This window comes from Alloalcanivorax sp. C16-1, assembly GCF_046507805.1.
In the GTDB taxonomy this organism is placed as follows: domain Bacteria; phylum Pseudomonadota; class Gammaproteobacteria; order Pseudomonadales; family Alcanivoracaceae; genus Alloalcanivorax.
This window is the reverse complement of record NZ_JBKFTK010000003.1, coordinates 415,067-436,230: the sequence shown is the minus strand read 5'-3', so window position 1 is coordinate 436,230 and position 21,164 is coordinate 415,067. Positions and strand designations below refer to the sequence as shown.

The 21,164-nt window shown below is 65.2% G+C and carries 25 protein-coding genes; 24 read left to right on the top strand and 1 reads right to left on the bottom strand.

The window, feature by feature from the left end; translation table 11 throughout:
* The first annotated feature begins 10 nt into the window (after positions 1-10).
* The 18 genes from ACLD0W_RS12650 (at position 11) to ACLD0W_RS12565 (ending at position 12,255) form a co-directional block, all read left to right on the top strand.
* Positions 11-427: a hypothetical protein gene (locus tag ACLD0W_RS12650; RefSeq protein ID WP_410307838.1), complete on the top strand. Its 417-nt coding sequence runs from the start codon at positions 11-13 to the stop codon at positions 425-427.
* Positions 420-2,156, top strand: a complete 1,737-nt coding sequence (locus tag ACLD0W_RS12645; RefSeq protein ID WP_410307837.1) for a terminase large subunit — start codon at positions 420-422, stop codon at positions 2,154-2,156. The genes ACLD0W_RS12650 and ACLD0W_RS12645 overlap by 8 nt, the downstream gene beginning before the upstream one ends.
* Positions 2,150-2,326: a hypothetical protein gene (locus ACLD0W_RS12640; RefSeq protein ID WP_410307836.1), complete on the top strand. Its 177-nt coding sequence runs from the start codon at positions 2,150-2,152 to the stop codon at positions 2,324-2,326. The genes ACLD0W_RS12645 and ACLD0W_RS12640 overlap by 7 nt, the downstream gene beginning before the upstream one ends.
* Positions 2,326-3,597: a phage portal protein gene (locus ACLD0W_RS12635; RefSeq protein WP_410307835.1), complete on the top strand. Its 1,272-nt coding sequence runs from the start codon at positions 2,326-2,328 to the stop codon at positions 3,595-3,597. The genes ACLD0W_RS12640 and ACLD0W_RS12635 overlap by 1 nt, the downstream gene beginning before the upstream one ends.
* Positions 3,582-4,502 carry a S49 family peptidase gene (locus ACLD0W_RS12630; RefSeq protein ID WP_410307834.1) on the top strand — a complete coding sequence of 307 codons (921 nt, stop codon included), beginning with the start codon at positions 3,582-3,584 and terminating at the stop codon, positions 4,500-4,502. The genes ACLD0W_RS12635 and ACLD0W_RS12630 overlap by 16 nt, the downstream gene beginning before the upstream one ends.
* Positions 4,503-4,576: 74 nt before the next feature.
* Entirely contained in the window at positions 4,577-5,872 is a 1,296-nt protein-coding gene (locus ACLD0W_RS12625; RefSeq protein WP_410307833.1) for a phage major capsid protein, read from the top strand.
* A 51-nt stretch (positions 5,873-5,923) separates the two neighbouring features.
* Complete coding sequence (locus ACLD0W_RS12620) at positions 5,924-6,124, top strand: hypothetical protein (protein ID WP_410307832.1); 201 nt, start codon at positions 5,924-5,926, stop codon at positions 6,122-6,124.
* Positions 6,125-6,163: 39 nt separating this feature from the next.
* Positions 6,164-6,697 (top strand): head-tail connector protein, encoded by a 534-nt coding sequence (locus ACLD0W_RS12615; protein WP_410307831.1) that lies wholly within the window; start codon positions 6,164-6,166, stop codon positions 6,695-6,697.
* Between the two features lie 30 nt (positions 6,698-6,727).
* Positions 6,728-6,907 carry a hypothetical protein gene (locus ACLD0W_RS12610; protein ID WP_410307830.1) on the top strand — a complete coding sequence of 60 codons (180 nt, stop codon included), beginning with the start codon at positions 6,728-6,730 and terminating at the stop codon, positions 6,905-6,907.
* A complete protein-coding gene (locus ACLD0W_RS12605) occupies positions 6,908-7,246 on the top strand; it encodes a phage head closure protein (RefSeq protein ID WP_410307829.1) in 339 nt (112 codons plus the stop codon).
* Positions 7,239-7,742, top strand: a complete 504-nt coding sequence (locus ACLD0W_RS12600; protein WP_410307828.1) for an HK97-gp10 family putative phage morphogenesis protein — start codon at positions 7,239-7,241, stop codon at positions 7,740-7,742. Before ACLD0W_RS12605 ends, ACLD0W_RS12600 begins: the two co-directional genes overlap by 8 nt.
* A complete protein-coding gene (locus tag ACLD0W_RS12595; protein WP_410307827.1) occupies positions 7,739-8,185 on the top strand; it encodes a DUF3168 domain-containing protein in 447 nt (148 codons plus the stop codon). Before ACLD0W_RS12600 ends, ACLD0W_RS12595 begins: the two co-directional genes overlap by 4 nt.
* 12 nt (positions 8,186-8,197) lie before the next feature.
* Positions 8,198-8,620, top strand: coding sequence for a phage tail tube protein (locus ACLD0W_RS12590; RefSeq protein ID WP_410307826.1), 423 nt, complete (start codon positions 8,198-8,200; stop codon positions 8,618-8,620).
* A gap of 11 nt (positions 8,621-8,631) precedes the next feature.
* Positions 8,632-9,006, top strand: coding sequence for a hypothetical protein (locus tag ACLD0W_RS12585; protein ID WP_410307825.1), 375 nt, complete (start codon positions 8,632-8,634; stop codon positions 9,004-9,006).
* Positions 9,007-9,056: 50 nt separating this feature from the next.
* Positions 9,057-9,236, top strand: a complete 180-nt coding sequence (locus ACLD0W_RS12580) for a hypothetical protein (RefSeq protein WP_410307824.1) — start codon at positions 9,057-9,059, stop codon at positions 9,234-9,236.
* Complete coding sequence (locus ACLD0W_RS12575; RefSeq protein ID WP_410307823.1) at positions 9,223-11,508, top strand: phage tail tape measure protein; 2,286 nt, start codon at positions 9,223-9,225, stop codon at positions 11,506-11,508. The genes ACLD0W_RS12580 and ACLD0W_RS12575 overlap by 14 nt, the downstream gene beginning before the upstream one ends.
* On the top strand, positions 11,508-11,861 hold the full coding sequence (locus ACLD0W_RS12570) for a hypothetical protein (RefSeq protein WP_410307822.1): 354 nt from the start codon (positions 11,508-11,510) through the stop codon (positions 11,859-11,861). The genes ACLD0W_RS12575 and ACLD0W_RS12570 overlap by 1 nt, the downstream gene beginning before the upstream one ends.
* A gap of 19 nt (positions 11,862-11,880) precedes the next feature.
* Positions 11,881-12,255 (top strand): hypothetical protein, encoded by a 375-nt coding sequence (locus ACLD0W_RS12565; protein ID WP_410307821.1) that lies wholly within the window; start codon positions 11,881-11,883, stop codon positions 12,253-12,255.
* A gap of 21 nt (positions 12,256-12,276) precedes the next feature.
* Here the strand turns inward: ACLD0W_RS12565 and ACLD0W_RS12560 are convergent, their stop codons facing one another.
* On the bottom strand, positions 12,277-12,717 hold the full coding sequence (locus tag ACLD0W_RS12560) for an HIRAN domain-containing protein (RefSeq protein ID WP_410307820.1): 441 nt from the start codon (positions 12,715-12,717) through the stop codon (positions 12,277-12,279).
* A 118-nt stretch (positions 12,718-12,835) separates the two neighbouring features.
* Here ACLD0W_RS12560 and ACLD0W_RS12555 point away from each other — a divergent pair, with 118 nt between their 5' ends.
* Genes ACLD0W_RS12555 through ACLD0W_RS12530 form a run of 6 tightly spaced genes read left to right on the top strand, consistent with a single transcriptional unit; the run spans position 12,836 to position 21,153 of the window.
* Complete coding sequence (locus tag ACLD0W_RS12555; protein ID WP_410307819.1) at positions 12,836-13,321, top strand: DUF1833 family protein; 486 nt, start codon at positions 12,836-12,838, stop codon at positions 13,319-13,321.
* Entirely contained in the window at positions 13,318-13,731 is a 414-nt protein-coding gene (locus ACLD0W_RS12550) for a C40 family peptidase (protein ID WP_410307818.1), read from the top strand. Before ACLD0W_RS12555 ends, ACLD0W_RS12550 begins: the two co-directional genes overlap by 4 nt.
* The gene (locus tag ACLD0W_RS12545) at positions 13,721-18,373 is read left to right on the top strand and encodes a host specificity factor TipJ family phage tail protein (RefSeq protein WP_410307817.1); all 4,653 of its coding nucleotides are present in this window, start codon (positions 13,721-13,723) and stop codon (positions 18,371-18,373) included. Before ACLD0W_RS12550 ends, ACLD0W_RS12545 begins: the two co-directional genes overlap by 11 nt.
* Before the next feature lie 4 nt (positions 18,374-18,377).
* On the top strand, positions 18,378-19,013 hold the full coding sequence (locus ACLD0W_RS12540; protein WP_410307816.1) for a hypothetical protein: 636 nt from the start codon (positions 18,378-18,380) through the stop codon (positions 19,011-19,013).
* A complete protein-coding gene (locus tag ACLD0W_RS12535) occupies positions 19,013-20,803 on the top strand; it encodes a hypothetical protein (protein WP_410307815.1) in 1,791 nt (596 codons plus the stop codon). The genes ACLD0W_RS12540 and ACLD0W_RS12535 overlap by 1 nt, the downstream gene beginning before the upstream one ends.
* Entirely contained in the window at positions 20,800-21,153 is a 354-nt protein-coding gene (locus ACLD0W_RS12530; protein ID WP_410307814.1) for a hypothetical protein, read from the top strand. Before ACLD0W_RS12535 ends, ACLD0W_RS12530 begins: the two co-directional genes overlap by 4 nt.
* Positions 21,154-21,164: the final 11 nt, after the last annotated feature.

Genomic DNA, 21,164 nt, shown 5'->3' with positions numbered 1-21,164 from the left:
AGGTATCGAGATGACCAGAGGACGCAAGCCGACGGCATCGAACCTCAAGGTTTTGGCGGGCACGGACCGGCCGGATCGCGAGGCGCCGGACGCTCCCGAGTACGACCTGATCACCGAGTTCCCGGAGCCTCCGCAGCATCTCAACCCGGACGGCGCGCAGATGTGGGGTCAGCTGGGCCCCCAGCTGGTCGGTGCCAAGGTCCTGCAGGTGGTGGACCTCTACATGCTGGAACAGCTTTGCTTTGCATGGCAGCGGTTCCGGCAGAAGGCCAAAGCCGGCATCGACATCACCGCCGCAGAGGACACTGCACTCAAGGGGCTGTTCTCGGAGTTCGGGATGACGCCGGCCAGTCGCCGGAAGGTCTCCAGCGGCAGCAGTAAGGCTAAGGGGAACCGGTTCAGCAGCAACGGGAAGCACGGTGCGTGACTACGTAGCGATTGCTAAGGAGTACGCAACCGCTGCAACAAAGGACCGCAAAGGCAAGGAGCATGGCAGGCTCATCCGCCTGGCGGCGCGCCGGTTCCTCGATGACCTGAAGCGGGCTCGGAAGAAGCGGGCTCGGCCGTTCATCTTCGATGAGTGGCACGCCTGCGACGTGTGCGATTTCCTCGAAAAGTTGCCGCACGTCGAGGGGAAGTGGGACAGCCCGACCATCGAGCTACACCCCTCCCACATCTTCTTCCTGGTGCAGCTGTTCGGCTTCCGGCGGAACGAGCCGATCAGCATGCCGGGGTGGGGGGAGGACGGGAAGTTCCACCCGCGCCGGTTCACCTCAGCGCTGTTCGCGGTGGCCCGGAAGAACGCCAAGTCGACCCTGGCATCCGGGATCTTGCTGTACTGCGAGTGCTGCGAGCCAGAGGAGGGGGCGCAGATCATCAGCGCCGCTACCACCTTCCCGCAGGCGTCGATCATCTTCAACACCGCCAAACGCATGGTGGAGAAGACGCCGGACTTGCAGGAGGCGTTCGGGCTTGAAGTGTGGGCGAAAGCCGTCACGCGGTTCGAGACCGGCAGCACGCTGAAGCCTATCCATGCGAAGGCTTCGACGCAGGACGGGTTGAACCCCTCGCACACCGCGCTCGATGAGATCCATGCGCACAAGACGCCGGATCTGCTGAACGTCCTGACCTCGGCCGCCGGCGCCCGGGCCAACCCGCTGTGGCTGTACACGACCACCGAGGGCTACGTGAACGCCGGCCCTTGGGCCGACATCCGGCAGTTTGCCAGGAAGCTGCTGGAAGGGGTCTTCGGTCACGACGCCGACCACTTCCTGGCGGTGTTCTACGCCGTAGACCCTGACGACAAGGACTTCGATGAGGCGGTTTGGCGGAAGGCCAATCCGCTCATGGATGTGAACCCGCACCTCATGGCGGCCATCCGGAAGGAGGCGGTCGAGGCGCGGCAGATGCCGTCGAAACTCGCCGAGTTCCGGATCAAGCGGCTGAACCGGCAGGCGTCCACCGCCGACGGCTGGGTCAACCTGGGCAAATGGAAGAAATGCGCCGGCGCCGTCGATCTGGAATGGCTGGCCGATTACCCCTGCTGGGGCGGTCTCGATTTGGCATCCACCACAGACATCGGGGCGTTGAGGCTGGTCTGGCTGGTGGACGGGGTCGCGTATACCCACGGCTGGCGTTGGGCGCCGGAGGCGGCAGTGGCCTTCCGCACCGAGCGCGGCACGGTGCCTTACGCCTCTTGGGTTGAGGCCGGGCTGCTGAAACAGACCGACGGCGACGTGACCGACTACGCCGTGATCGAGCAAGACATCCTGGATCTCCGGGACCGCTTCAACATCCAGGAGATAGCCTACGACCCTTGGAACGCCTCGGACTTGGTCAACCGCCTGGTGGCCGAGGAGGTGCCGATGATCCAGTTCATCCAGGGGACCAAGTCCTACCATCCTGCGATGCAGGCCCTGGAGCGCGCCTACATCGGCAAGAAGCTGGTGCACGGCGGCGACCCGCTGCTGCTCTGGTGCGCCTCCAATCTGGTGGCGCGCAGGGACGTGAACCTGAATATGGCACCGGACAAGAAGCGGTCAGCGGACAAGATCGACGACATGGCAGCGCTGCTGATGGCCATCAGCCGGGCAACTGGCGGGGCGGAAGAAGAAGCCCCGGAATCCATCTACGACACCTCGGACGTGACATGCTGATCACCCTCATCGCTTTCATTGTCGGCCTGGTCGGCGCCGGCCTGGTGTCGTTCGGTGCCTGGCTGGTGGCCCCTGCTGCCGGCTATATCGTGGCCGGCTTGCTCTGCCTCGCCTGGTCCTACCTCGCCGCACGCGCCGCCAGCCGGGGCGCTCACCTGGGGGCTGGCTGATGTTTCTGCCGGGACTGTTCTCGACGGCCGCCACCGGCGCCGGCAAGCCCTCACAGGATTGGACCGGCTGGGTCAGTGCGATCACCGGTCGCCAGAGCTCGGCGGGCCCGTACATCAACACCGATACCGCGATGTCGGTCACGGCGCTGCGCGCCTGCGTCACGTTGCTGGCGGAGTCGGTGGCGCAGCTCCCTTGCGAGCTGTACCGGCGGACGCCGAACGGTGGCCGCGAGCGGGCGGTGGATCACCCGGTCTACGACCTGATCCATGTTCAGCCCAACCGCAAGGACACTTCGTTCGAATATTACGAGCAGGCCCAGGGCGTGCTGGGTCTGGAAGGCAATCACATCGCACTGATCGAGCGTGACGGCGCCGGGTACCCCACAGAGCTGATCCCGCTCAATCCGAAGAAGGTGCAGGTCCTCAAAGGGCGGGACGGGCTGCCCTACTACAACCTGCTGGATTACCAGCAGATCCTGGGTATGGACCAGATCCACCACGTGAAAGCTTTCTCGATGGACGGGTTCATTGGGGTCTCGCCGCTGGCGACGAACCCGAACGCCATCGGGCTGGCGCTGGCCACTGAGGAGCACGCGGCGGCCGTGTTCAAGCGCGGCGCCACGATGTCCGGGGTAATCGAACGGCCAGGTGGCGACGTGAAGCCCATCGAGAGCCAGGAGAAGGTAGACCGCCTGCTGGAGAAATTCACGGAGCGCCATAGCGGGTTGCGGAACGCCTTCTCGGTGGCCCTGCTGCAGGAGGGTATGACCTACAAGCAGCTGGCGATGGACAACGAGAAAGCGCAGCTGCTGGAGTCCCGAAACTTCAGCGTGGTGGACGTCTGTCGCCTGTACAAGATTCCGCCGCACATGATCCAGCAGCTGGACAAGGCCACGTTCAACAACATCGAGCACCTGGGTCTGCAGTTCGTGATCTACACCCTGCTGCCCTGGGTGAAGCGCTTCGAGTCCGCCATGCACCGGGACCTTCTGGTGCCCAGTGAGCGGCGGGACTTCTACATCGAGTTCAACGTTTCCGGGCTACTGCGCGGCGATCTGAAATCCCGCTACGAGGCCTACGCCGTCGGCCGCCAGTGGGGCTGGTTGTCGGTGAACGACATCCGCCGGCTCGAGAACATGCCGCCGGTTCAGGGCGGCGACCGCTATCTGGTGCCGCTGAACATGACCGACGCCCAGAAGACCGGCCAGGCGCTGAATGCGACGCCGGAACAGATGAAGGAAATCGAGGAGATCCTATGTCGCGCAGCATGATCAATTACCCGCATATCGCGTCGCTGGTCTTCGGCACGCCCCTGTACGCCACGCCGGATCTGGTGCGCGCCGTAAAGACCGCGCTCGAGCCCCGTATGCTGGGGCGCGCCCGGGATCTGCCGGACGAGCTCAGCATGGGCGACGATGAGAGCCGCGAGATGAAGCGGCTCCGCGTGGTGGGCCGGCTGGCCATCATCCCGGTGCACGGCATCCTGACCGCGCGGGCTGGCCAGATCGACGCCAACTGCCAGGAGATTCTTTCCTACGAGCGCCTGCGCTCCCAGCTGCAGGCTGCCCTGGACCATGAACTGGTGGAGGAGATTGTCCTGGACTTCCACACCGGTGGCGGCGCTGCCATGGGATGCAAGGAGCTGGGCGACTTCATCCGGGCCGCCACCGCGATCAAACCGATCACCGCGCTTGTCAACTTCGCGGCGTACTCCGCCGGATACTTCCTGGCCTCAGCCTGCTCGCGCATCGTTTGCAGTCCTACCGGTGGCGTGGGGTCCATCGGCGTGATCATCGAAACCTACGAGATGAGCCGGTGGGAGAACGAGATCGGGATCACCTTCAACACCTTCTATCGGGGCAGCCACAAGAACGATTGCTCTCCCCATGAGCCCATTACCGATGCGGCGGTCGCCGAGATCAACGTGCGGCTGGATGAGGCGTACAGCACCTTCACCACCTCGGTCGCCGAATACCGCGGCATCGAACTGGACGACGTAATCGGCACCGAGGCGCGCCTGTTCTCCCCGCAGGAGGCTCTGGGCCTGAAGCTCATCGACGAGATCGCGCCGGCGCAGGACGCCCTGAACACGATTGCCCAGCGGTACAGCTCCCCGCCGCCCGGCCGGCGGGTGGGCGCGCGTGCGCGCGCCATCGACCTGAATTGCCAGCTCTAGCCACGCGGCGGAGCAGCAACCCCGGGCGGCCACCAGGCCGCCTTTTTTGTACCTGACGAAAACCGGAGAATCCGATGATTGACGTCAATCAGCTCCGCCGCCAGCGCGCTGAGATCAACGAAAAGATCCAGCAGCTGGCCAAGGTGGAACAGGAAAGCGGCGAACTGTCCGCCGAGCAGATGGCCGAGTTCGATCAACTGGCGGCCGAGTTCGACGAGCTCTCCCAGAAGATCGAACGCGCCGAGCGCGTGGCGAAGATGCACGCGACCACCGCCGAGCCGGTCCAGGGCCCGCGCACCGGCGCGCCCGCGGTGCACGTCAAGCCGGAGCTCAAGCAGTACCCCGGCGCTAAAGCGGCCCGTATGGCGATGGCGGTGGCGGCAGCCGCGGGCGACCGGGCCGACGCGGTCAAGTTCGCCCGCGATGAGATCGGCGACCAGGACGTGGCCATGGCGGTGGAAACCTCCTCAGGTTCCGGCGGTGTGTTGATTCCGCAGAACCTGTACGACGAGGTGATCGAGTTGCTGCGGCCGAAGACCGTGGTTCGCGCCCTTGGCGCCCAGACGCTCCCCCTGCCCAACGGTAACCTGACCATCCCGCGCATGAGCACCGGGGCCACCTCCGGCTACGTGGGTGAAGGTGCGGATGTGCTGGCGTCGGAGGCTGCGCTGGACGATGTGCAGCTCAGCGCAAAGACCATGATCACGCTGGTGCCCATCTCCAACCAGCTGGTTGGTCGGGCCGACTTCCGCGCCGAGCAGATGTTCCTGAACGACATGCTCAACTCTATGTCGGTCCGTCAGGACAAAGCTTTCCTCCGCGACACCGGCGCCAACGATACGCCGACCGGCTTCGCCGCCGAGGCTGTGGCCGAGGGCCGCCTCAAACCCTGGTCTGGCACCGCCGACCTGGCAACCATCGACGCCTTCCTGGATTCCCTGATCTTGGCGCTGATGGAGAGCGATAGCCAGATGGTGTCCCCGGGCTGGGGCCTGTCGCCGCGCAGCTATATGAAGCTGTTCGGCCTGCGCGACGGCAACGGCAACAAGGTGTACCCGGAGATGGCCCAGGGCCTGCTGAAGGGCTACCCGGTGCGCAACACCACCACCATCCCGGTGAACCTGGATACCTCCTCAGCGGGGAACAACAACGAGACCGAAATCTACTTCGCGGACTGGAACGATGTTGTGATCGGCGAGGCCGACACCATGCGCATCGACTTCAGCCGCGAGGCGACCTACAAGGACGCCCAGGGCAATTTGGTCTCCGCGTTCGCCCGTAACCAGTCGCTCATTCGGGTTGTGGGCGAGCACGACGTGGCTTTCCGTCATCCGGAAGGCCTGATCCTCGGCACCGAGGTGACCTGGTAAACCCACCCCGCCCCGGACCGGTCGCCCCGGGGCTTCTGTCTGGAGGCCAACATGGCTGAGAAACGCACTGAGAAAAAGCTGGTCACCGTCCAGTTCAAACGCCCCTGGGGCCGGTACTCGCCCCGCGACCGGGCCGGGTTTGAGCCCGAGAAAGCCAAGGACCTGATCGACCGCAAGATCGCTGTCGAGCCGGGCAAGGAAGGTGCTGGCGGCTCCAAGCCTGCCGGCGGCTCGGGCCAGGACGGTAAGTAAAACCGGCGCGGCCTGGCCGCGCCTTCTTCGAGGCTCCGCATGATCAGTCTTCAGGCCGCCAAGGTCCAATGCCGCATTGAACAGGATGAGACCGCCGAGGACAGCTACCTCGAGGATATTGTCATCCCCGGGGCAATCCGGAATGCGGAGCAGATCACCCAGCATCGTTTCCAGGCGGCCGATGTCAGCCTGACGCTGGATGACCTTCCGGCCGGCGCCATTGAGCTGCCCTGGACTCCGACCCGGTCTGTCAGCGAGATCACCTATCTGGATCCTGACGGTATCGAACAGACATTGCCGGCGGAGGCGTACCGGCTGGATGCGAGGGGTGTTCTTCCGCGCCTTCGGCCCATCGGCGCTTGGCCGGCCACCGACCGTACCCCGCAGAACGTCACCATTACCGCCGCGGTGGGATACGAGGAGATCCCTCCGGACGCCAAGATCGGAATCCTGCTATTGGTCGGCCACCTCTACGAGAACCGTGAGGCGACCATCGCTGGCGTTTCCATCGCCGAGCTCCCGCTGGGCGTAATGGATTTCCTCAGCCCCTACATGCTGCGGCCGGTGGGGTAGACCGCGCGGCAATATCTCTCAGGAGGAACCATGAAACTCATCGCACAACGTCCCTTCCGGCTGGGTGGCGAGCCGATCAAACCCGACCAGCCCGTCAATGTTGAGCAAGCCTATGCGCAGAGCCTGATCGCGCGTGGGCTTGCCAAGAAGGCGCCGGATCAGGATGGCGCCGGGCCGGCGTCAGCCGCGCCGGCGAAGAAGGACAAGTAAATGCGCGCGGGCCGGCTCAACAAGCGCGTGCGCTTCGAGGCGCCGGCCAGCGTCACCGCTGACAAGCACGGCGGCCAGGTCATCACCTGGGAGCCGCTGGCGACCCAGTGGGCCGCCGTGGAGCCGCTGAACGGCCGGGAATTCTTCCAGGCCCAGGGCGAGAACAGCTCCGTGGAGGTGCGCATCCGGGTGCGCTACACCCAGGCCCTGGCGGCCCTGGCACCGAACTGCAGGGCCATCTACCGCGGCACCGCCTACAACATCGTATCGGTGATCGATCCGCAGGAGCAGCACTCCGAGTTGACCATCATGTGCGAAGCGGGTGAGCGCCTTGGCTAACAGCGGTCTCGAGATCAAAGGGCTCAAGGAAACCAACCGGGCCCTGAAGCAGCTCGATAAGAAAGTGGCCGGCCGCATTGCCCGGGGCGGGACGGCCAAGATGGCGCAGGTGCTTCGCAAGGAGATGCGCTCGCGCGCCCCCAGCCGGACCGGCGAGGGCAAAAAGAACATTCGCTACAAGATCAAAAAGCTGCCGGGCGGCGTAGGGTTTCGAGGGTGGGTCGGTCCCTTCTCAGAGGCCTTCTACTTCCGGTTCATCGAAAAGGGCGCGGCGCCGCACTTCATCCCGTACCAGGGCCGGGGCCGTAACCGGGGCAAGGCCCGCCAGCGCAAGCCCGTCGCCTTCGACGGCAAGGTTTTCACCCGGGTGGAGCATCCCGGTGTGCGGCCGCAGCCGTTTATCCGTCCCGCCTACGAGGCCAAGAAGCGCGAGGCGGTGCAGGAAGCGGAGAAGCGCATCCGGCTCATGATCGCGAAAGAGGCAAGGAAGAAATGATCAGTGGCGCCCCGTTGATCCGCGCGCTGCTCGCCATCCACGCGCCGGCGGCGGCGTTGCTGGCGGGTCGGGTATTCCAGGACGAAGCGCCCCAGGGAGTGGAGTTCCCCTGCGCCACGTTCACCTGCGTGTTCGACGATCCCCAGGATCACCTGCGTGGGCGCAGCTCATTGAAGCGCCAGCGCTGGCAGCTGGATGTCTGGACCACGACGCCGGCCGACGCGGACCAGGCCGCCACCGCCGTGCAGGCGGCGCTGGCCGTCCGTGACCCGGCCGCCGTGGCGGCCTGGCTGGAGGAGCCCAGCGTGGAGCTGGATTTCCTCGAGCAGGAATACCGCCGGCTGGCGCCGTACTCCGTGGTCATGAACGAAACCCGCCCGGGGCATGACCGGGACAGCGGCCTCAGCCGCTTCATGCTCGATTTCACCCTTTGGTTTTATTAACAGGAGGCCGCCATGGGCGCCATCAGTGCGAATGATTTCATCTTCCGGATCGACACCACCACCCCGGGCACCCCGGACACCGAGATCGAGGGGGCCATCGACTTCGACATCCAGGGCGGCGAGGTCACCCAGCAGGACTTTTCCACCCTCAAGGGCAAGCGTAAGAAGTCCCGGCCGGGCCAGCTGAGCCAGGGCACCTTCGTGCTGAACGTGCGGACGGACATGCTCGACGCCGGCCAGAACGCGGTGCGTGAGGCCGTCGCTACCCGCGCCACCAAGACCATGGAGGTGGAGGCCCCGACCGGTGAGACCTGGACCTTCAGCGGCTACTTCACCAACGAGCCCGGCGCCAACGGCAGCATTGACAACAGCGTCAACTCCACCTTCAACCTGCTGATCGACGGCGACGTGGCCTTCGACGACGGCACGCCGTAAGGAGCCCCACCATGAGCTACAAGGATCGACTCCTGCAGGCCGCCCGCGCGGCGGCCAAGGTCCAACAGGTCACCGTGCCGGATATGGATGAACCGGTGTATCTGCGCCGCATGACGGGCACGGAGCGGGACCGCTACGAGGCCGCCATGGCTGAGTTCCGGGACAAGACCGGCCGGGTCGACGCGATGGGCAACACCAACAAAATCACCGCCCGGCTGCTGGTGGTGGGGCTGGGCGACGAGGAGGGTAACCGCGTGTTCGATGACGAAGACGTGGACGTGATCCGCCAGACGTTCACCTGGGCCGCCATGGATTTCCTGTCCGGCGCCGTGCTCCGCTTCAACCGCCTGAACGCCGACGCCGCCCTCGACGCCGCAAAAAACTGATAGCCCAGCCCGAGCGACGGTTCTACTTCCATCTCGCTCGAGAGCTGGGCATGACGGTACAGACCCTGCTGGACACCATCTCGTCGGCGGAGCTGACCGAGTGGGTCGCCCACTTCAACTTCGACGCCCTGGAGAAGCGCATCCGACAGGAACAGATGTCGGACGATGAGCGCGTCCAGGCCGCCCGTGCCATGTTCGCCAAGGTGAGGAAAAAGCGTGTCTCTCGGTGACATCCAGGTCGATCTTCGCCTGATGACGGCGAAGTTCAGCCAGGGGATCAACAAGGCCAACAGCCAGCTGAACGACCTGAAGCGGTCCACGGATCTGGCGAAGAAGGCCGTGGGCGGCTTCATGGCGGCGCTGGCGGTGCGGGAGGTGGTGCAGTTCGTCGGCCGCACCGTCGAGGCCGGCGCCGCGGTGGCGCAGGTCTCCGAGCGCCTGGGCGTGGCGTCGGACTGGCTGACCCAGATGACCTATGCGGCGGGCCAGTTTGGCGTGCAGAATGACGCCCTGGTGGACGGCATCAAAGAGCTGTCGCTCCGGGCGGACGAATTCATTGCCACCGGCGCCGGCCCGGCGGAGGAAGCCTTCACGCGCCTGGGCCTCAAGCAGGCTGACCTGAACAAGGTGAGCGGGGACACCGCCGAGCTGTTCGAGCTGGTCTCGGCCCGCCTGCGCGAGGTGGAGAACGTGGCCGCCCGCCAGCGGCTGGTGGACGAGATCTTCGGCGGCACCGGCGGCGAGCAGATGGCGGATATGGCCTCGGCGTCCGCCGACCAGATCCAGCGCCTGCGCGAGGAAGCCGACGCCCTGGGCATCACCATGTCCAAGGTCGACGCTCGCCGGCTGCTGCAGGCGCAAGAATCCATCAACCGCGCCCGGGCCAGCTTCGAGGGCATGGCCCGCTCCTCGGTCTCCTACATCGCCCCCACTATCGTGGGGGTGCTGGACGAGGTGTCCAGTGAGTTCGCGGAGATTCAGGGCATCGTCTCCGACCCGGCGTTCGAGCAGAGCGCGGTGGCGCTGGCCGGCGCGGTGACCAGCGGATTCAAGACCGCGCTGGAGGTCATCAAGAACACAGGCCGGGAGCTGCGCGCGCTGGGCCTGATGGGGCCGGCGGAGCAACTGTCCGACCGGGTCGCCCAGATCAACGACGACCTGGAAACGCTGCGCGAGCAGGCGGACCTGAACATCTTTCAGCGCGACTTGGCCACCATGCCGGTGCTGGGCCCGGGTATCTGGTACACCGACGAGATCAAGGGCGCGATCCGGCAGCTGGAAGCCGAGAAGCAGCTGCTGCTCCAGAACTACAACATTCGCGCGGACATTGAGCAGGTGGAGCAGGGCATCATCAAGGAGCAGCAAAAACGCACCGGCGGCGGCGGTGGTGGCGGCGGCGGGCCCACGAAGCAAGAGATCGAGGCCATCCAGAAGAAGGTGGACGCCATGAAGCTGGAGGCGGCTACCCTGCGGATGACCACCACCGAGGCCAAGCTATACGAGCTGGCCCAGGCCGGCGCGCTGCCGTACCAGCTGGAAGCGGCCAAGGCGGCGCTGGACGCCAAGGACGCTTACGACAAAGAGAAGAAAGCACTCGAGGACAACGTCAAGTCGCGACGCATCGCCAACGAGATCATCAGCGACTACAACAAGGAGTGGAAGGAAGAGCAGGCCGCGAGCCTGGACCTTATCCTGCGCCACGGTACCGAGAGCCAGAAGGCGGAGGCCCAGCGGGTGGCTGAGAGCCGAGCGGTTCAGGAGCTGACCACCAAGCACCTGCCCATGCTGACCCGTGCCCTGGGCGACGAGGCGGCGGCCCGGGACCTGATCGAGCGCGCCGCCGAGGAGCAGACTGAGGCCGCCAAGACGGCAGCCAAGGCCGGCCAGGAGATGGGCTTCGCATTCAGCAGCGCCTTCGAGGACGCGATCATCGAGGGCAAGAAGCTGTCCGACGTGCTGGTGGCCCTGGGCGAGGACATCCAGCGGATCATTCTGCGCAACGCAGTGACTGCCCCGCTGGGCAACGCCCTGGGCAGCGTGGCCGCCAGCTTTGGAGCCGGCCTTTTCGGCGGTGGCGGCGGCGGGGCCAGCACGAACGTGGGCAACCTCAACGGGGTGTTCAACGCCAAGGGCAACGTATTTGAGCACGGCGACATTCGGGCCTTCGCCAACGGCGGGGTGGTGCACGCCGCCACCATGTTCCCCATGGCCACCGGCGTGGGGGTCATGGGCGAGGCCGGCCCGGAGGCGATCATGCCGCTCACCCGGGGTCCCGGCGGCAAGCTGGGCGTCCAGGCCAGCGGCGGCGGAGGCGGGGTGCTGATCCAGGTGTTTGACCAGCGGGCGCGTGGCCAGGCCGTGGAAACCCAGGAGACCCGCGGGCCTGATGGCCAGCGCATGGTGCGCATGTGGATCCGGGATGAGGTCAACGCCGGCCTCAGCGACGGCAGCTTCGACCGCTCCATGCGGGATTCATTCGGCGTACGCCGGAGGGGGTACTGATGCCAACGTGGCCCGAGTCTCTGCCGGAGGTGCGCCCTGGCGGCTACCAGGAGACGCCGCAGAACCAGGTGCTCCGCAGCGAGATGGAGACCGGCCCGGCGAAGACCCGCCGCCGGTTCACCGCCGGCACCCGGACCATCCCGGTGCAGTACCAGCTGACGGATGCAGAGCTGGCGGTGTTCGAGGCGTTCTTCGACGACGAGATCGCGGCCGGCGCGCTGTCGTTCAGCTGGCCCCACCCCCGCACCGGACAGACCGTCACCGCCAAGATCCTGCCCCCCGGGTACCAGATCGACCCGGTCGGCGGTGGCCTGTGGTGGATGCTCTCTCTTACAATCGAGGTCCAGCCTTAAAATGCCAATCGGAGGGCAGATGAGAAGCATTATTATAATTCTGTTGGGGGTGGTGCTGGCCGGGTGCGCCACTACAGCCAAGGATTTGCGCCAGGAAGACTCGGAGACCTGGGTGGCACAGGAGCCCATTGAGCAGGTGTTCCGCGAGTACAAGGAGTACATCGACAACGAGATTGCCTGGAGCGGCCTGCTGGGGCAGAACGTTGGACAGGAATCGCACTTCTATGGTGATTCAGCAGAGGTTGCCATCAAGATGACAGGCAACCCGATGGGCAGGAACACCTATCTGTATTTTGACCTCCGCGCCCAGGACGGCGCCACGAAAATCACGGCCTGGCCATATAATGGCGCCTGGCGCCGCAAGATCGCCGACTTCCGCGCGTTGTCGGACTAGGAGGGCTTTCAGCGGTGCGATTCAATCCTCGGCGGGCATGTCCAGTATTACGCCAAAGCTGGGCTTGTCCGGCTGGCCTCCTACCAGTCGGGCCCGAACGCCAAAGTGACTGTGGTCTCGGAGCAATCGGCCGCCAATTTTCTTTCGAAACTCTCTCGCGTTCTCGCGTGAGAGGTGGCCGACTTTCTCCCCGTCAATGTAGACCCCGCAGGCATTCCGGTCATGAGGGTTATCGTCCTCCGGGACGATAAATGCTTGCAGGCCTTCATCGTCCCAGCCGCGTCCCAAGCGAGCTTCTATGTCGATGAGGGCTTCCTGATAGAAGGATTCGCCCGCTACGTTGATGTCGAATCTACCTGTAGACCGTATATGCGCTTCGTAGGGGCTGCGGGTCTTTCGGTTTTTGCGGATGATTAATGCGACCGCAATAGCGATGATGGCGAGTAATAACAGATTGCCCATTAGCCTTCTCCATTTGTTCTTATAATCCGAAACCTGCTCGAATCTAGCACGATCCCACCCCTTAGAAGTAGTGAACTCGGCCCGCTGAAAGCGGGCTTTTTCGTTTCTGGAGCGACCAATGATTCGGCCAATTTCCGCTGCCGGCCTCCGCGAGCTGTTTGCCCGCGAGTCGGCCCATGTGCTGCTGGCTGCCGTGACGTTTGATCATGAGATGCTGGCGGAGCCGGTGCGCCTTGTGAACGACATGCAGGCCCTGCAGCACAACGGCCAAACCTACATGGCGCTGCCGTTCGAGCTGACCCTGCCCCCCGATAGCGAGGACGAGGTCCCCGCGCTGCAGTTGAAGATCGACAATGTGGATCGGTCCCTGGCAGCGATCCTGCGGTCCGTTACCGACCCACCCTCGGTGGATGTGGAAATCTTGCGAGTCGATGAGGCTGGCACGGTCACCTCGGAGATGGGGCCCCTCTCATTCTCCCTTCTGGATGCAAGCATCGGCGCCGCTGCGGTGACACTGAAAATCGGCTATCTGGTGGATGTGCTCAACGAGCCCGCCACCAAGGAAATCTTCAACCCCAGTCTGGCCCCGGGGCTATTCCGATGATCGACCTCTCCGACTTCATTGGCATCCCGTTCCGCGCCGGCGGCCGGGACCGATCCGGCTGCGATTGCTGGGGCCTGCTGCGCCTGATCTACCGTGAGCGCCTTGGCCTGGAGCTGCCGTCCTTTGACGGCTACCAGGAACCCGTGAGCGCCCAGTCCTCGGCGCTGATCCAGGCCAACCGAGGTGACTGGCAGCTGGTCGCCAGCCGTGCCGACTGGGATGTGGGCCGGGCGGTGCCGGGCGAGCTTGATGCTGTGCTGTTCACCGTCGGCGGGCGGCCCAACCACATAGGCGTGGTGGTCGCCCCTGGCCAGATGATCCATAGCGCCGCCGGCAAGGACTCTTGCCGGGAGGCCTTCACCAGCCCCACGTGGCGCTCCCGCATTGAGGGTTTCTACCGTGCCTGTTGAACTGGTCGCGAAGCCGCACCCGCTGCGTGCGGACACGTACACCTGCCAGCTGGATGAGGGCGCCACGCTGCTCGACCTGGTTGGCGAGCAGCCGCTGACCGTCCATGCCCAGGTCAACGGCACCCCCTGGCCGCGCGCCCGCTGGGCCGAGCCGTTGCCTGATGGGCTGGTGACCCTGTACACGGTACCGCAGGGGGATGACCTCGGCCGGATCGCGCTGATGATCGGCGTGGCCATCGCGGCGGCTTACACGGGCGGGCTCGCGGCCGGCGCCCTCGGCCTGACGGGGAATACGGCTATCGCGGTTCAGGCTGGCGTGAGCGCCATCGTCTCCGTCGCCGGCAGCCTGGCCGTCAACGCCCTGATCCCGCCAAAACAGCCCGACGTGCCCGCCAACTCCGGCGGCAGCACGATCCGCTCCAGTCTCACCGGCACCGCCAACCGCCCCAATCCTTACGGCGTGGTGCCGCGCGCCTACGGTAGCCCGCGGTGGTTCCCGCCGCTGGCGGCCAACCCGGTCACCGAGGTGGACAGCGATGAGCAGTATCTGCGCATGCTGCTGTGCCTGGGCTACGGCCCTCTGGCCGTGGGCGGCCAGGTGGTGGCGCCGGGCGCGCCGCTGACCCAGGAAAGCCAGATCGATCCCGGCCAGATCCGCATCGGCGAGACGCCCATCGAGGAGTTCGAGGATGTGGAGTGGGAGATCGGCTATCCGGACGACATCTCCCTGTTCAGCCAGTCCATCGATGAAGAGGCCCTGGGCATTTCGATGCCCATGGAGTTCGATGGGAAGGACCCCCAGAGGTCCTACAAGGTGGAGATCGTCGGCGACACCGGGGATATTCGGCAGTGGTTCGATTACGTCTACCGGGACACCGCCCAGGCCGTGCGCACCACGTCGCCGGCGACGCGGGAGTTTGTGGTGGATCTGGTGGCGCCCCAGGGCCTGTACCTGATCCAGGACGACGGCCTCAAGTACCACGCGAGAGTCCGGTTCCGCATTGAGTACCGGCCAACGGGAGGCGATGCCTGGACGCTGGCCGACGATTTCGAGATCCGAGGCGGCGGCGGGGCGGACGCCACCCTGCGCCGCACCTACCGGTACCCCGTGCCGCTGGGCCAGTATGATGTCCGCGTCACCCGGGTGGAAACCGCGTTGCGCGGGAAGGCGATGCAGACCATCGCCGACTTCACGTGGACCGCTCTCCGCTCCGTCCGGAGCCAGAGCCCGTACAATGGCGACCACGTGCTGATGGCGCTGCGCATCCGCGCCACCGACCAGCTGAACAATGTGGTGGACGAGCTGAGCCTGCGGACCACGGCTGTGCTGCGCATCCCGGACGGCGCCGGCGGCTTCACGGTGGAGCCGACCACTAACCCGGCATGGGCCTACCTGGACGCGCTCACAGGACCGCAGGTGAGCCGGCCGGTGGAGGACTCGCGCATCAACTGGGCGGCGCTGACCGACTGGGCGGCATGGTGCGAGGCCCAGGGCCTGAACTACCACCACGTGCACGACGCCTCGGAAACCCTGTTCGACCGCGCCCGGGCCATTGCCGCCGGCGGCCAGGCCTCGTTCTCGCTGCAGGATGGCCTGTTCGGCATGGTGCGTGACGATCCCGACGCACCGCTGGTGCAGATGATCAGCCCCCGGAACGCCCGGGGCTTCGAGTCCTCGCGCCAGTACAAGGCCCTCCCGCACGCGCTGCGCGTGAAATACGTGGACCCGGACAGCTGGACCGACGCGGAGCGGATCGTTTACCGCAGCGGCTACGACCAGTCCAACGCCACCGAGTTTGAGGATTTCCAGACCCAGGGCGTGGCTTCGGCGGAGGAAGCCTGGCACCACGGTAACTACTATTTCCGGCAGGCGGAGCTGCGGCCGGAGACTTACCAGGCCGAGATGGACTGGGAGAACCTGGCGTGCGTGCGGGGAAACCGGGTGCGGCTGGCCTACGACACCATCCTGGTGGGCCTGGGTGCCGGGGTCATCACCGACCTGGAGACCGACGGTACCGGCGCGGCCGTGCGGCTGGTCTTGGACGAGGAGGTGCCCGCCGGCGCCGACAGTGTGAGGATTCGCACCGGGGCCGGCGCGCAGCCGGTGGTGGGCTTCACGCTGGACGGTGACGAGCTGGTGCTGGCGGAGCCGGTACCCGGCGTGGGCGCCGGCGATCTGGTGCTGATGGGCGAGGCCGGCCGGGAGAGCATCGACTGCAAGATCACCAAGATTCAGCCTGGCCCGGACTTCACCGCCTCCCTGACCCTGGTCGACGCTGCCACCGACATCTACGATTTCTCTGCGGCCCCGGCCTTCGACCCGGGCATCACCGTGCCGCCGAGAACCGTGGCGCCACCGGCAGACCTGCAGGTGACCAGCGGCCTCGATCAGTACACCGTGCAGCCGGATGGAGCAATCCGGAGCCGCGCCCGGGTCAGCTGGGCGCCTGTGACCGGTGCTGCCGGCTACGAGCTGCTGTACCGCCGCACTGAGGCCGACGCCTGGACGCCGATCAACACCGGTCAGACCACCGCCTACATCGACCCGGTGTTCGACGGCGAGCACCTGACCGTGCGGGTGCGGGCCCGGGACACCTTCGGGCGCGAGTCCGACTGGGCCGATGCCGAGCACACCGTGGTCGCGGCGTCAGAGTTCGGAGACCCCGTGCGCTTGCCGGTGCCCAATGTCTCCGGTGTGGAGCTGTTCGAGCAGGGCAACGATCCGATCTTCGGCGGGCGGGATGCCAAAATCGTGTGGCGCGCCAGCACGGTGACGCAGTGGCGGGATCTGGGGTGGGAGATTAACGGCGCCGGTGACGGTGCCCTTGATCCGTACTTCCGGGACTACCAGGTCGAGGTCTGGGCGGACGTGGGCGGCACGCTGTCGCTGGTCCGCACCGAGCCGGTCACCGACCCTCAGTTCGTGTACACCTACGAGAAGAACGCCGAGGACCACGCTCGCGAGACCGGCACCGCCGGCGCATGGCGCGCATTCGAGGTCCGGGTGTACTGCCGGGGCCGGCAGAACCAGATCAGCGCCCAGGCTGCGGTGCTGGCGGTGGAGAACGTGGCGCCCGGGCTCCCGGAGGCCCTGATCGTCGCGGCCACCTTCCGGGCCATTGAGATCGACTTCGATGTGCCGGAGGACCTGGATTATCGAGAAACCCGGGTGTGGCTTTCCCAGACGCCCGGCTTCACGCCGGCACCGGCCAATCAGGTCGCGCAGACTTTCGGCGGCCCGATTCAGGTGGGGAACCTCGCGGACGACACGACTTTCTATCTTCGCCTTGCCACCTTTGACGCCTTCGGCCAGGGCACCATGAGCCAGCAGTTCACCGTGACCACCCCGCGGCTGTCGGTAGGCGATGTCGACGGCCTGGGGCCGTGGGCGTCGGTGACGGAGGCCGACCGGGATTTCATCGAGGAGCACCTGGCGGACGATTCCGTTGAAGGCACCAAGATCGTCAAACTCACCGCCTCCAAGATCGTCACCGGCACCCTGGCGGCCACCGAGAAAATCAGCGTGGAAGGGCAGGTGGAAAGCGTCGTGGGCGATGCTGTGGCCGCGCTGGGGCCAAAGGCTGTCGGCAACCGCACCGGGCTCATCACCTATTTCTACGCGGGCGATCCTCTGTTCGCGGTGCTTGATGATGGCTCCGTGGAGATGATCGGTAACCTGACCATCCCTGGTTCCGCCGGCGCTACGGCCAATCTGTCAGCCATCCCCACCACCGGGCTGAACGTCACTCCAGACCATCTGGGATATTACGACGGGGCCAACTGGACGGCCTACATTGATGACGGTGGCGATTTCTATTTCGGTGACGGTGACGAGCAGTATTTCAAGAAAGAAGGTGCCGAGCTTTCCATCGGGCGGGAGACGGTCTTCAACGGCGTGGACGCCTTCAACGCCAAGCTGCTCGCCGTCCATGACTTTTTCCGCAACCTCTACATCGACCCGTCTCTCCGCTCAACTACCGGGGCCGGCCAGATCCTCTGGGGCTCCAGAGCATTGCGTTTGATCTGCGACGGGGCTGGGTCGGCCGAGTTTCGGCACCTGGTCCCCGACATCCGGTCCATGGCGAAGAACCCGAACAACGTGACAAGGGCCCGATTTCGCATCGGCGTCGCGGTTGGTGACCTCGAGGAGAATCCGAACGCCTATTCCCCGTCCACCGAGAACAACGGCGAGGCGCGGCTGGAGCTTTTCCGTGGTGACCTGATCATCCGGTGGACCAGGGATTTCACCTACGACCGCGAGAGCACGGGATATGTTTATGTGGACGTGCTGCGGACCGTCACCATCGAATACCTCGGGGACGTTCGGACGGTTGAGACGGTTGTGGGATCCTGGGGCGGCCCGGGCTTCCGCTATCCTGCGATGATTCCCATCAATATCGTTGCGGCTGTCGATGCGGATGCCGGCACGCTTCGGGTGTCCAGTGACACTGGCTGGGACGAAACATTCACCTTCAGCGGGTCGGCGGTGCCCCTCACCTTCGGCGGGATCAGTGCCGACACCGGGGGCGGCAATGCCGCCGTGCTTCCTGATGTGCTTTTCCACACCAATCTGACCGTCCCCGGTGCGGGCAGCCCCAGAGTCTACATGTCCCCCAACGACATCTTCTTCGCAGAAGGGTAAGCAAATGGCTCAATACAGAACCGGCACCTCATCGGTGGTGCAGGACAGCGCCGTTGTGTCTGGAACAGGCACCCTGTGGCTGACGAACGCCCGGGCGGGCGACAGCTTCATCCTCGCCGCCACCGGCAGGGTCTACGACGTGGCCAGCGTGGACAGCGACACTCAGCTGACGCTCACGGCCCCGTACCGTGGCGCCACGCGCACCGGTCCCTACGCCATCCAGCGGGATTTCACCCCGGACGGCATCCCGGAGATGGCGCAGGGCGACATCGAGACGGCGGCGATTTTCACACGTGCGATGCGCAAGATCCAATCCCGGTTCGCGCTGGTCACCGGCGTGGCCGCCAGCGGCGCCACCACCTACCCGGACACGGCCGCCGGCCTGGCCGCCACCGGCGACACGGAGTTCTTCTGGGTGCCCGAGCCCGCCGGCCTGACCCTCTACATGAACGACAACGGCGCGGCCGTGGCCGACACCACCTACCCGAACAGCACCACCCTGCAGTCTGCCGTGGACGCGCTCACCGGCCTGGAGGGGCGCATCTTGTCGCTGATCGAGTCGTTGCACCCGGAGCTGATCGGCACCACCACCCGCCTGGATTTCCTCGCCCAGAGCTACATGATCACGGAGGCTGATTGATGAACCGACGCACCGGCCCCTTTACCGCCGCTGTCACGCTGACCCGGCCCGAGCCCGCCCCGTACATCGACCGCAACGGTGTGCAGCAGGAGGCCGCCGCCAACCAGCCCCGATTTAACTACGACGCCGGCCAGCCCGAGGGCCTGCTGCTGGACTCCCTGCTCACTGAACACGCTGCCCTGGTGCCTGACCCGGCGTTCAACGAGCTGGAGGGCACCTGGATGTTCACCGGCGCGCTGGAGAATGCCCGACCGCTGCCGGGCTCGGGATTCGATGAGCTGCTGACCGGCGAGGGAACCCTGGTGCTGGTCTACCAGGGCGGGGCAGGGCAGTGCTGGGCCGGCGGCCAGGTCCTCTACACCGTCGATCCGATCGCCCCGGCCATGGCCACCGCGATCACCGCTGGCGGCGATGCGCGCGCGGCACTCCACCAGTACCGGCCCTACGCGATCAGCGACACCGAGGCCGCTCAGCTCGCCGCCGGCGCGTTCGAGATCGTCACACCGCCTGCGCTGCTGGCGGACCTGGAGGAGCAGGAGTACGGCACCCGGGACGAGAGCGGGGCATTCCAGCGCAAACCGTACACCGGCGTGCTCGACCTCACCCGCCCCGGCCCCACGACGGTGTGGGACGCGCAGGGCAATCTTGTGACGGTGCCGAGCGGGGAACCGGCGTTCGATCACGATCCTGTTTCCGGCGCGCCGCTGGGGCAGCAGATCGTGGCGTTTCCGGTGACGAACTATTTCCGGTCATCCACAACCCTGACGTACTGGGATGAAACAAACGCAACAATCACCACCGCAGGCGAACCGGTGCCTTTCGTTGAGGGCGGGATGGCGGATGTGCTCACGGCGAACGCCGGTAATTTCGTTCACGGGATGCGCAGCACCGTCTACGTGAACCAAGGCAACCAAACCCGTTACACCTACATCGTTAAACCCTCAAATATTAAAAGGGTGGGCTGGGGCCGCTATGCAATTGACGGCGCTGAGCTGATTGTTTTCGACTTCGAGACAGTGTCTGTTGTGCAGGAGAGCGCTGCCGGCTTTGTAAATGGGAGCATTGTTGCTTTACGTGACGGCTGGTTTAAAATCACTTTTACCCTGTCCGCAGGTGTCTCAACAACTGCGTATCTCCCCCGGTTTTATTTTTTGCCGCCGACCGTGACGGGCAGTTATGACGGTACAAACGCCGCGTGGGAAATGCAGGGGAACGAGAGCCTTGCCTTCTTCTTCCTTCAAGCCACGGACGGTGATGTCGATCTTCCTTTGATCTACACCACTAATAGCCAGCAAACCCGCCCCGCTGACAATCCGCTACAATTGGCAACCGAGGGTGGAGTGCCCCCGGGATATAGTGGCTCGCGCCTGACCTTTTTCGCTGAGATTATTCCCGAGTACGACCCAGACTCCGGTCTCACACAAATCATTCTCAGCAGTCAATATGCGCTCACCGAGTATCTCAGGTTGCAGATTTCAACCACAAGTTCTAGGACCGGCGATCTTTATCTCCTATTGCGCGGTCCGAATGGAGTGCAAAAAGCGCTGGATGGTCCTGACACTCTAATCGTCCCCGGACAGCGGAATAAGGTCGCATTTCACATCAACGAAACAGGCGACATGATTGCGGCAGGCAACGGCGTCTCATTCAGCACTGAATACGATCAGTTGCCGAGGCCCGCCCCGTTTCGGCTTTTCTCTTCTAATGTCTCGGGGAATCTGGGCGCGTCGTGGTTTGATACTAAGCGAATCTACACCGCTGCCCAGCTTGAGGAGTTGACGACACTATGAGCGAGCAATGGATAAGTCTGTACCTGCGCGCCGCTGACGAGCCGGCGCTGACTGCCGCGCTCTCCGCCGCCCTGGGCACGTACACCGACGACGAGGGCGCCGAGCATACGGCGCTGCTGACGGGCACTCACCAGTGCGTTGTGCGCGGTCCGCTCTCGAAGCCCACAGGGGAGACCGACGACGATGGAATGCCGATCATGCAGCCCGTACCCGGCTACCACGCCGACCTGCTGGTGCACCCGGATCACATCGACGCGCTGGCCGAGGACCTGGGCCCGGTGGTGATCGACCCGCAGCCCAGCACGCCGCAATTCAAGTGGGCCCGGGATGAGCATGGCGCTTCTGGCTGAATGTTTAAAGG

Bases quoted from the DNA above. Each gene is read 5' to 3' on its own strand.
- ACLD0W_RS12650 (WP_410307838.1), top strand. From the start codon at position 11: ATGACCAGAGGACGCAAGCCGACGGCATCGAACCTCAAGGTTTTGGCG.
- ACLD0W_RS12580 (WP_410307824.1), top strand. From the start codon at position 9,057: ATGACGGTACAGACCCTGCTGGACACCATCTCGTCGGCGGAGCTGACC.
- ACLD0W_RS12570 (WP_410307822.1), top strand. From the start codon at position 11,508: ATGCCAACGTGGCCCGAGTCTCTGCCGGAGGTGCGCCCTGGCGGCTAC.
- ACLD0W_RS12535 (WP_410307815.1), top strand. From the start codon at position 19,013: ATGAACCGACGCACCGGCCCCTTTACCGCCGCTGTCACGCTGACCCGG.
- ACLD0W_RS12610 (WP_410307830.1), top strand. From the start codon at position 6,728: ATGAAACTCATCGCACAACGTCCCTTCCGGCTGGGTGGCGAGCCGATC.
- ACLD0W_RS12585 (WP_410307825.1), top strand. From the start codon at position 8,632: ATGAGCTACAAGGATCGACTCCTGCAGGCCGCCCGCGCGGCGGCCAAG.
- ACLD0W_RS12605 (WP_410307829.1), top strand. From the start codon at position 6,908: ATGCGCGCGGGCCGGCTCAACAAGCGCGTGCGCTTCGAGGCGCCGGCC.
- ACLD0W_RS12565 (WP_410307821.1), top strand. From the start codon at position 11,881: ATGAGAAGCATTATTATAATTCTGTTGGGGGTGGTGCTGGCCGGGTGC.
- ACLD0W_RS12550 (WP_410307818.1), top strand. From the start codon at position 13,318: ATGATCGACCTCTCCGACTTCATTGGCATCCCGTTCCGCGCCGGCGGC.
- ACLD0W_RS12530 (WP_410307814.1), top strand. From the start codon at position 20,800: ATGAGCGAGCAATGGATAAGTCTGTACCTGCGCGCCGCTGACGAGCCG.
- ACLD0W_RS12560 (WP_410307820.1), bottom strand. From the start codon at position 12,717: ATGGGCAATCTGTTATTACTCGCCATCATCGCTATTGCGGTCGCATTA.
- ACLD0W_RS12590 (WP_410307826.1), top strand. From the start codon at position 8,198: ATGGGCGCCATCAGTGCGAATGATTTCATCTTCCGGATCGACACCACC.
- ACLD0W_RS12640 (WP_410307836.1), top strand. From the start codon at position 2,150: ATGCTGATCACCCTCATCGCTTTCATTGTCGGCCTGGTCGGCGCCGGC.
- ACLD0W_RS12630 (WP_410307834.1), top strand. From the start codon at position 3,582: ATGTCGCGCAGCATGATCAATTACCCGCATATCGCGTCGCTGGTCTTC.
- ACLD0W_RS12540 (WP_410307816.1), top strand. From the start codon at position 18,378: ATGGCTCAATACAGAACCGGCACCTCATCGGTGGTGCAGGACAGCGCC.
- ACLD0W_RS12595 (WP_410307827.1), top strand. From the start codon at position 7,739: ATGATCAGTGGCGCCCCGTTGATCCGCGCGCTGCTCGCCATCCACGCG.
- ACLD0W_RS12615 (WP_410307831.1), top strand. From the start codon at position 6,164: ATGATCAGTCTTCAGGCCGCCAAGGTCCAATGCCGCATTGAACAGGAT.
- ACLD0W_RS12620 (WP_410307832.1), top strand. From the start codon at position 5,924: ATGGCTGAGAAACGCACTGAGAAAAAGCTGGTCACCGTCCAGTTCAAA.
- ACLD0W_RS12555 (WP_410307819.1), top strand. From the start codon at position 12,836: ATGATTCGGCCAATTTCCGCTGCCGGCCTCCGCGAGCTGTTTGCCCGC.
- ACLD0W_RS12635 (WP_410307835.1), top strand. From the start codon at position 2,326: ATGTTTCTGCCGGGACTGTTCTCGACGGCCGCCACCGGCGCCGGCAAG.
- ACLD0W_RS12625 (WP_410307833.1), top strand. From the start codon at position 4,577: ATGATTGACGTCAATCAGCTCCGCCGCCAGCGCGCTGAGATCAACGAA.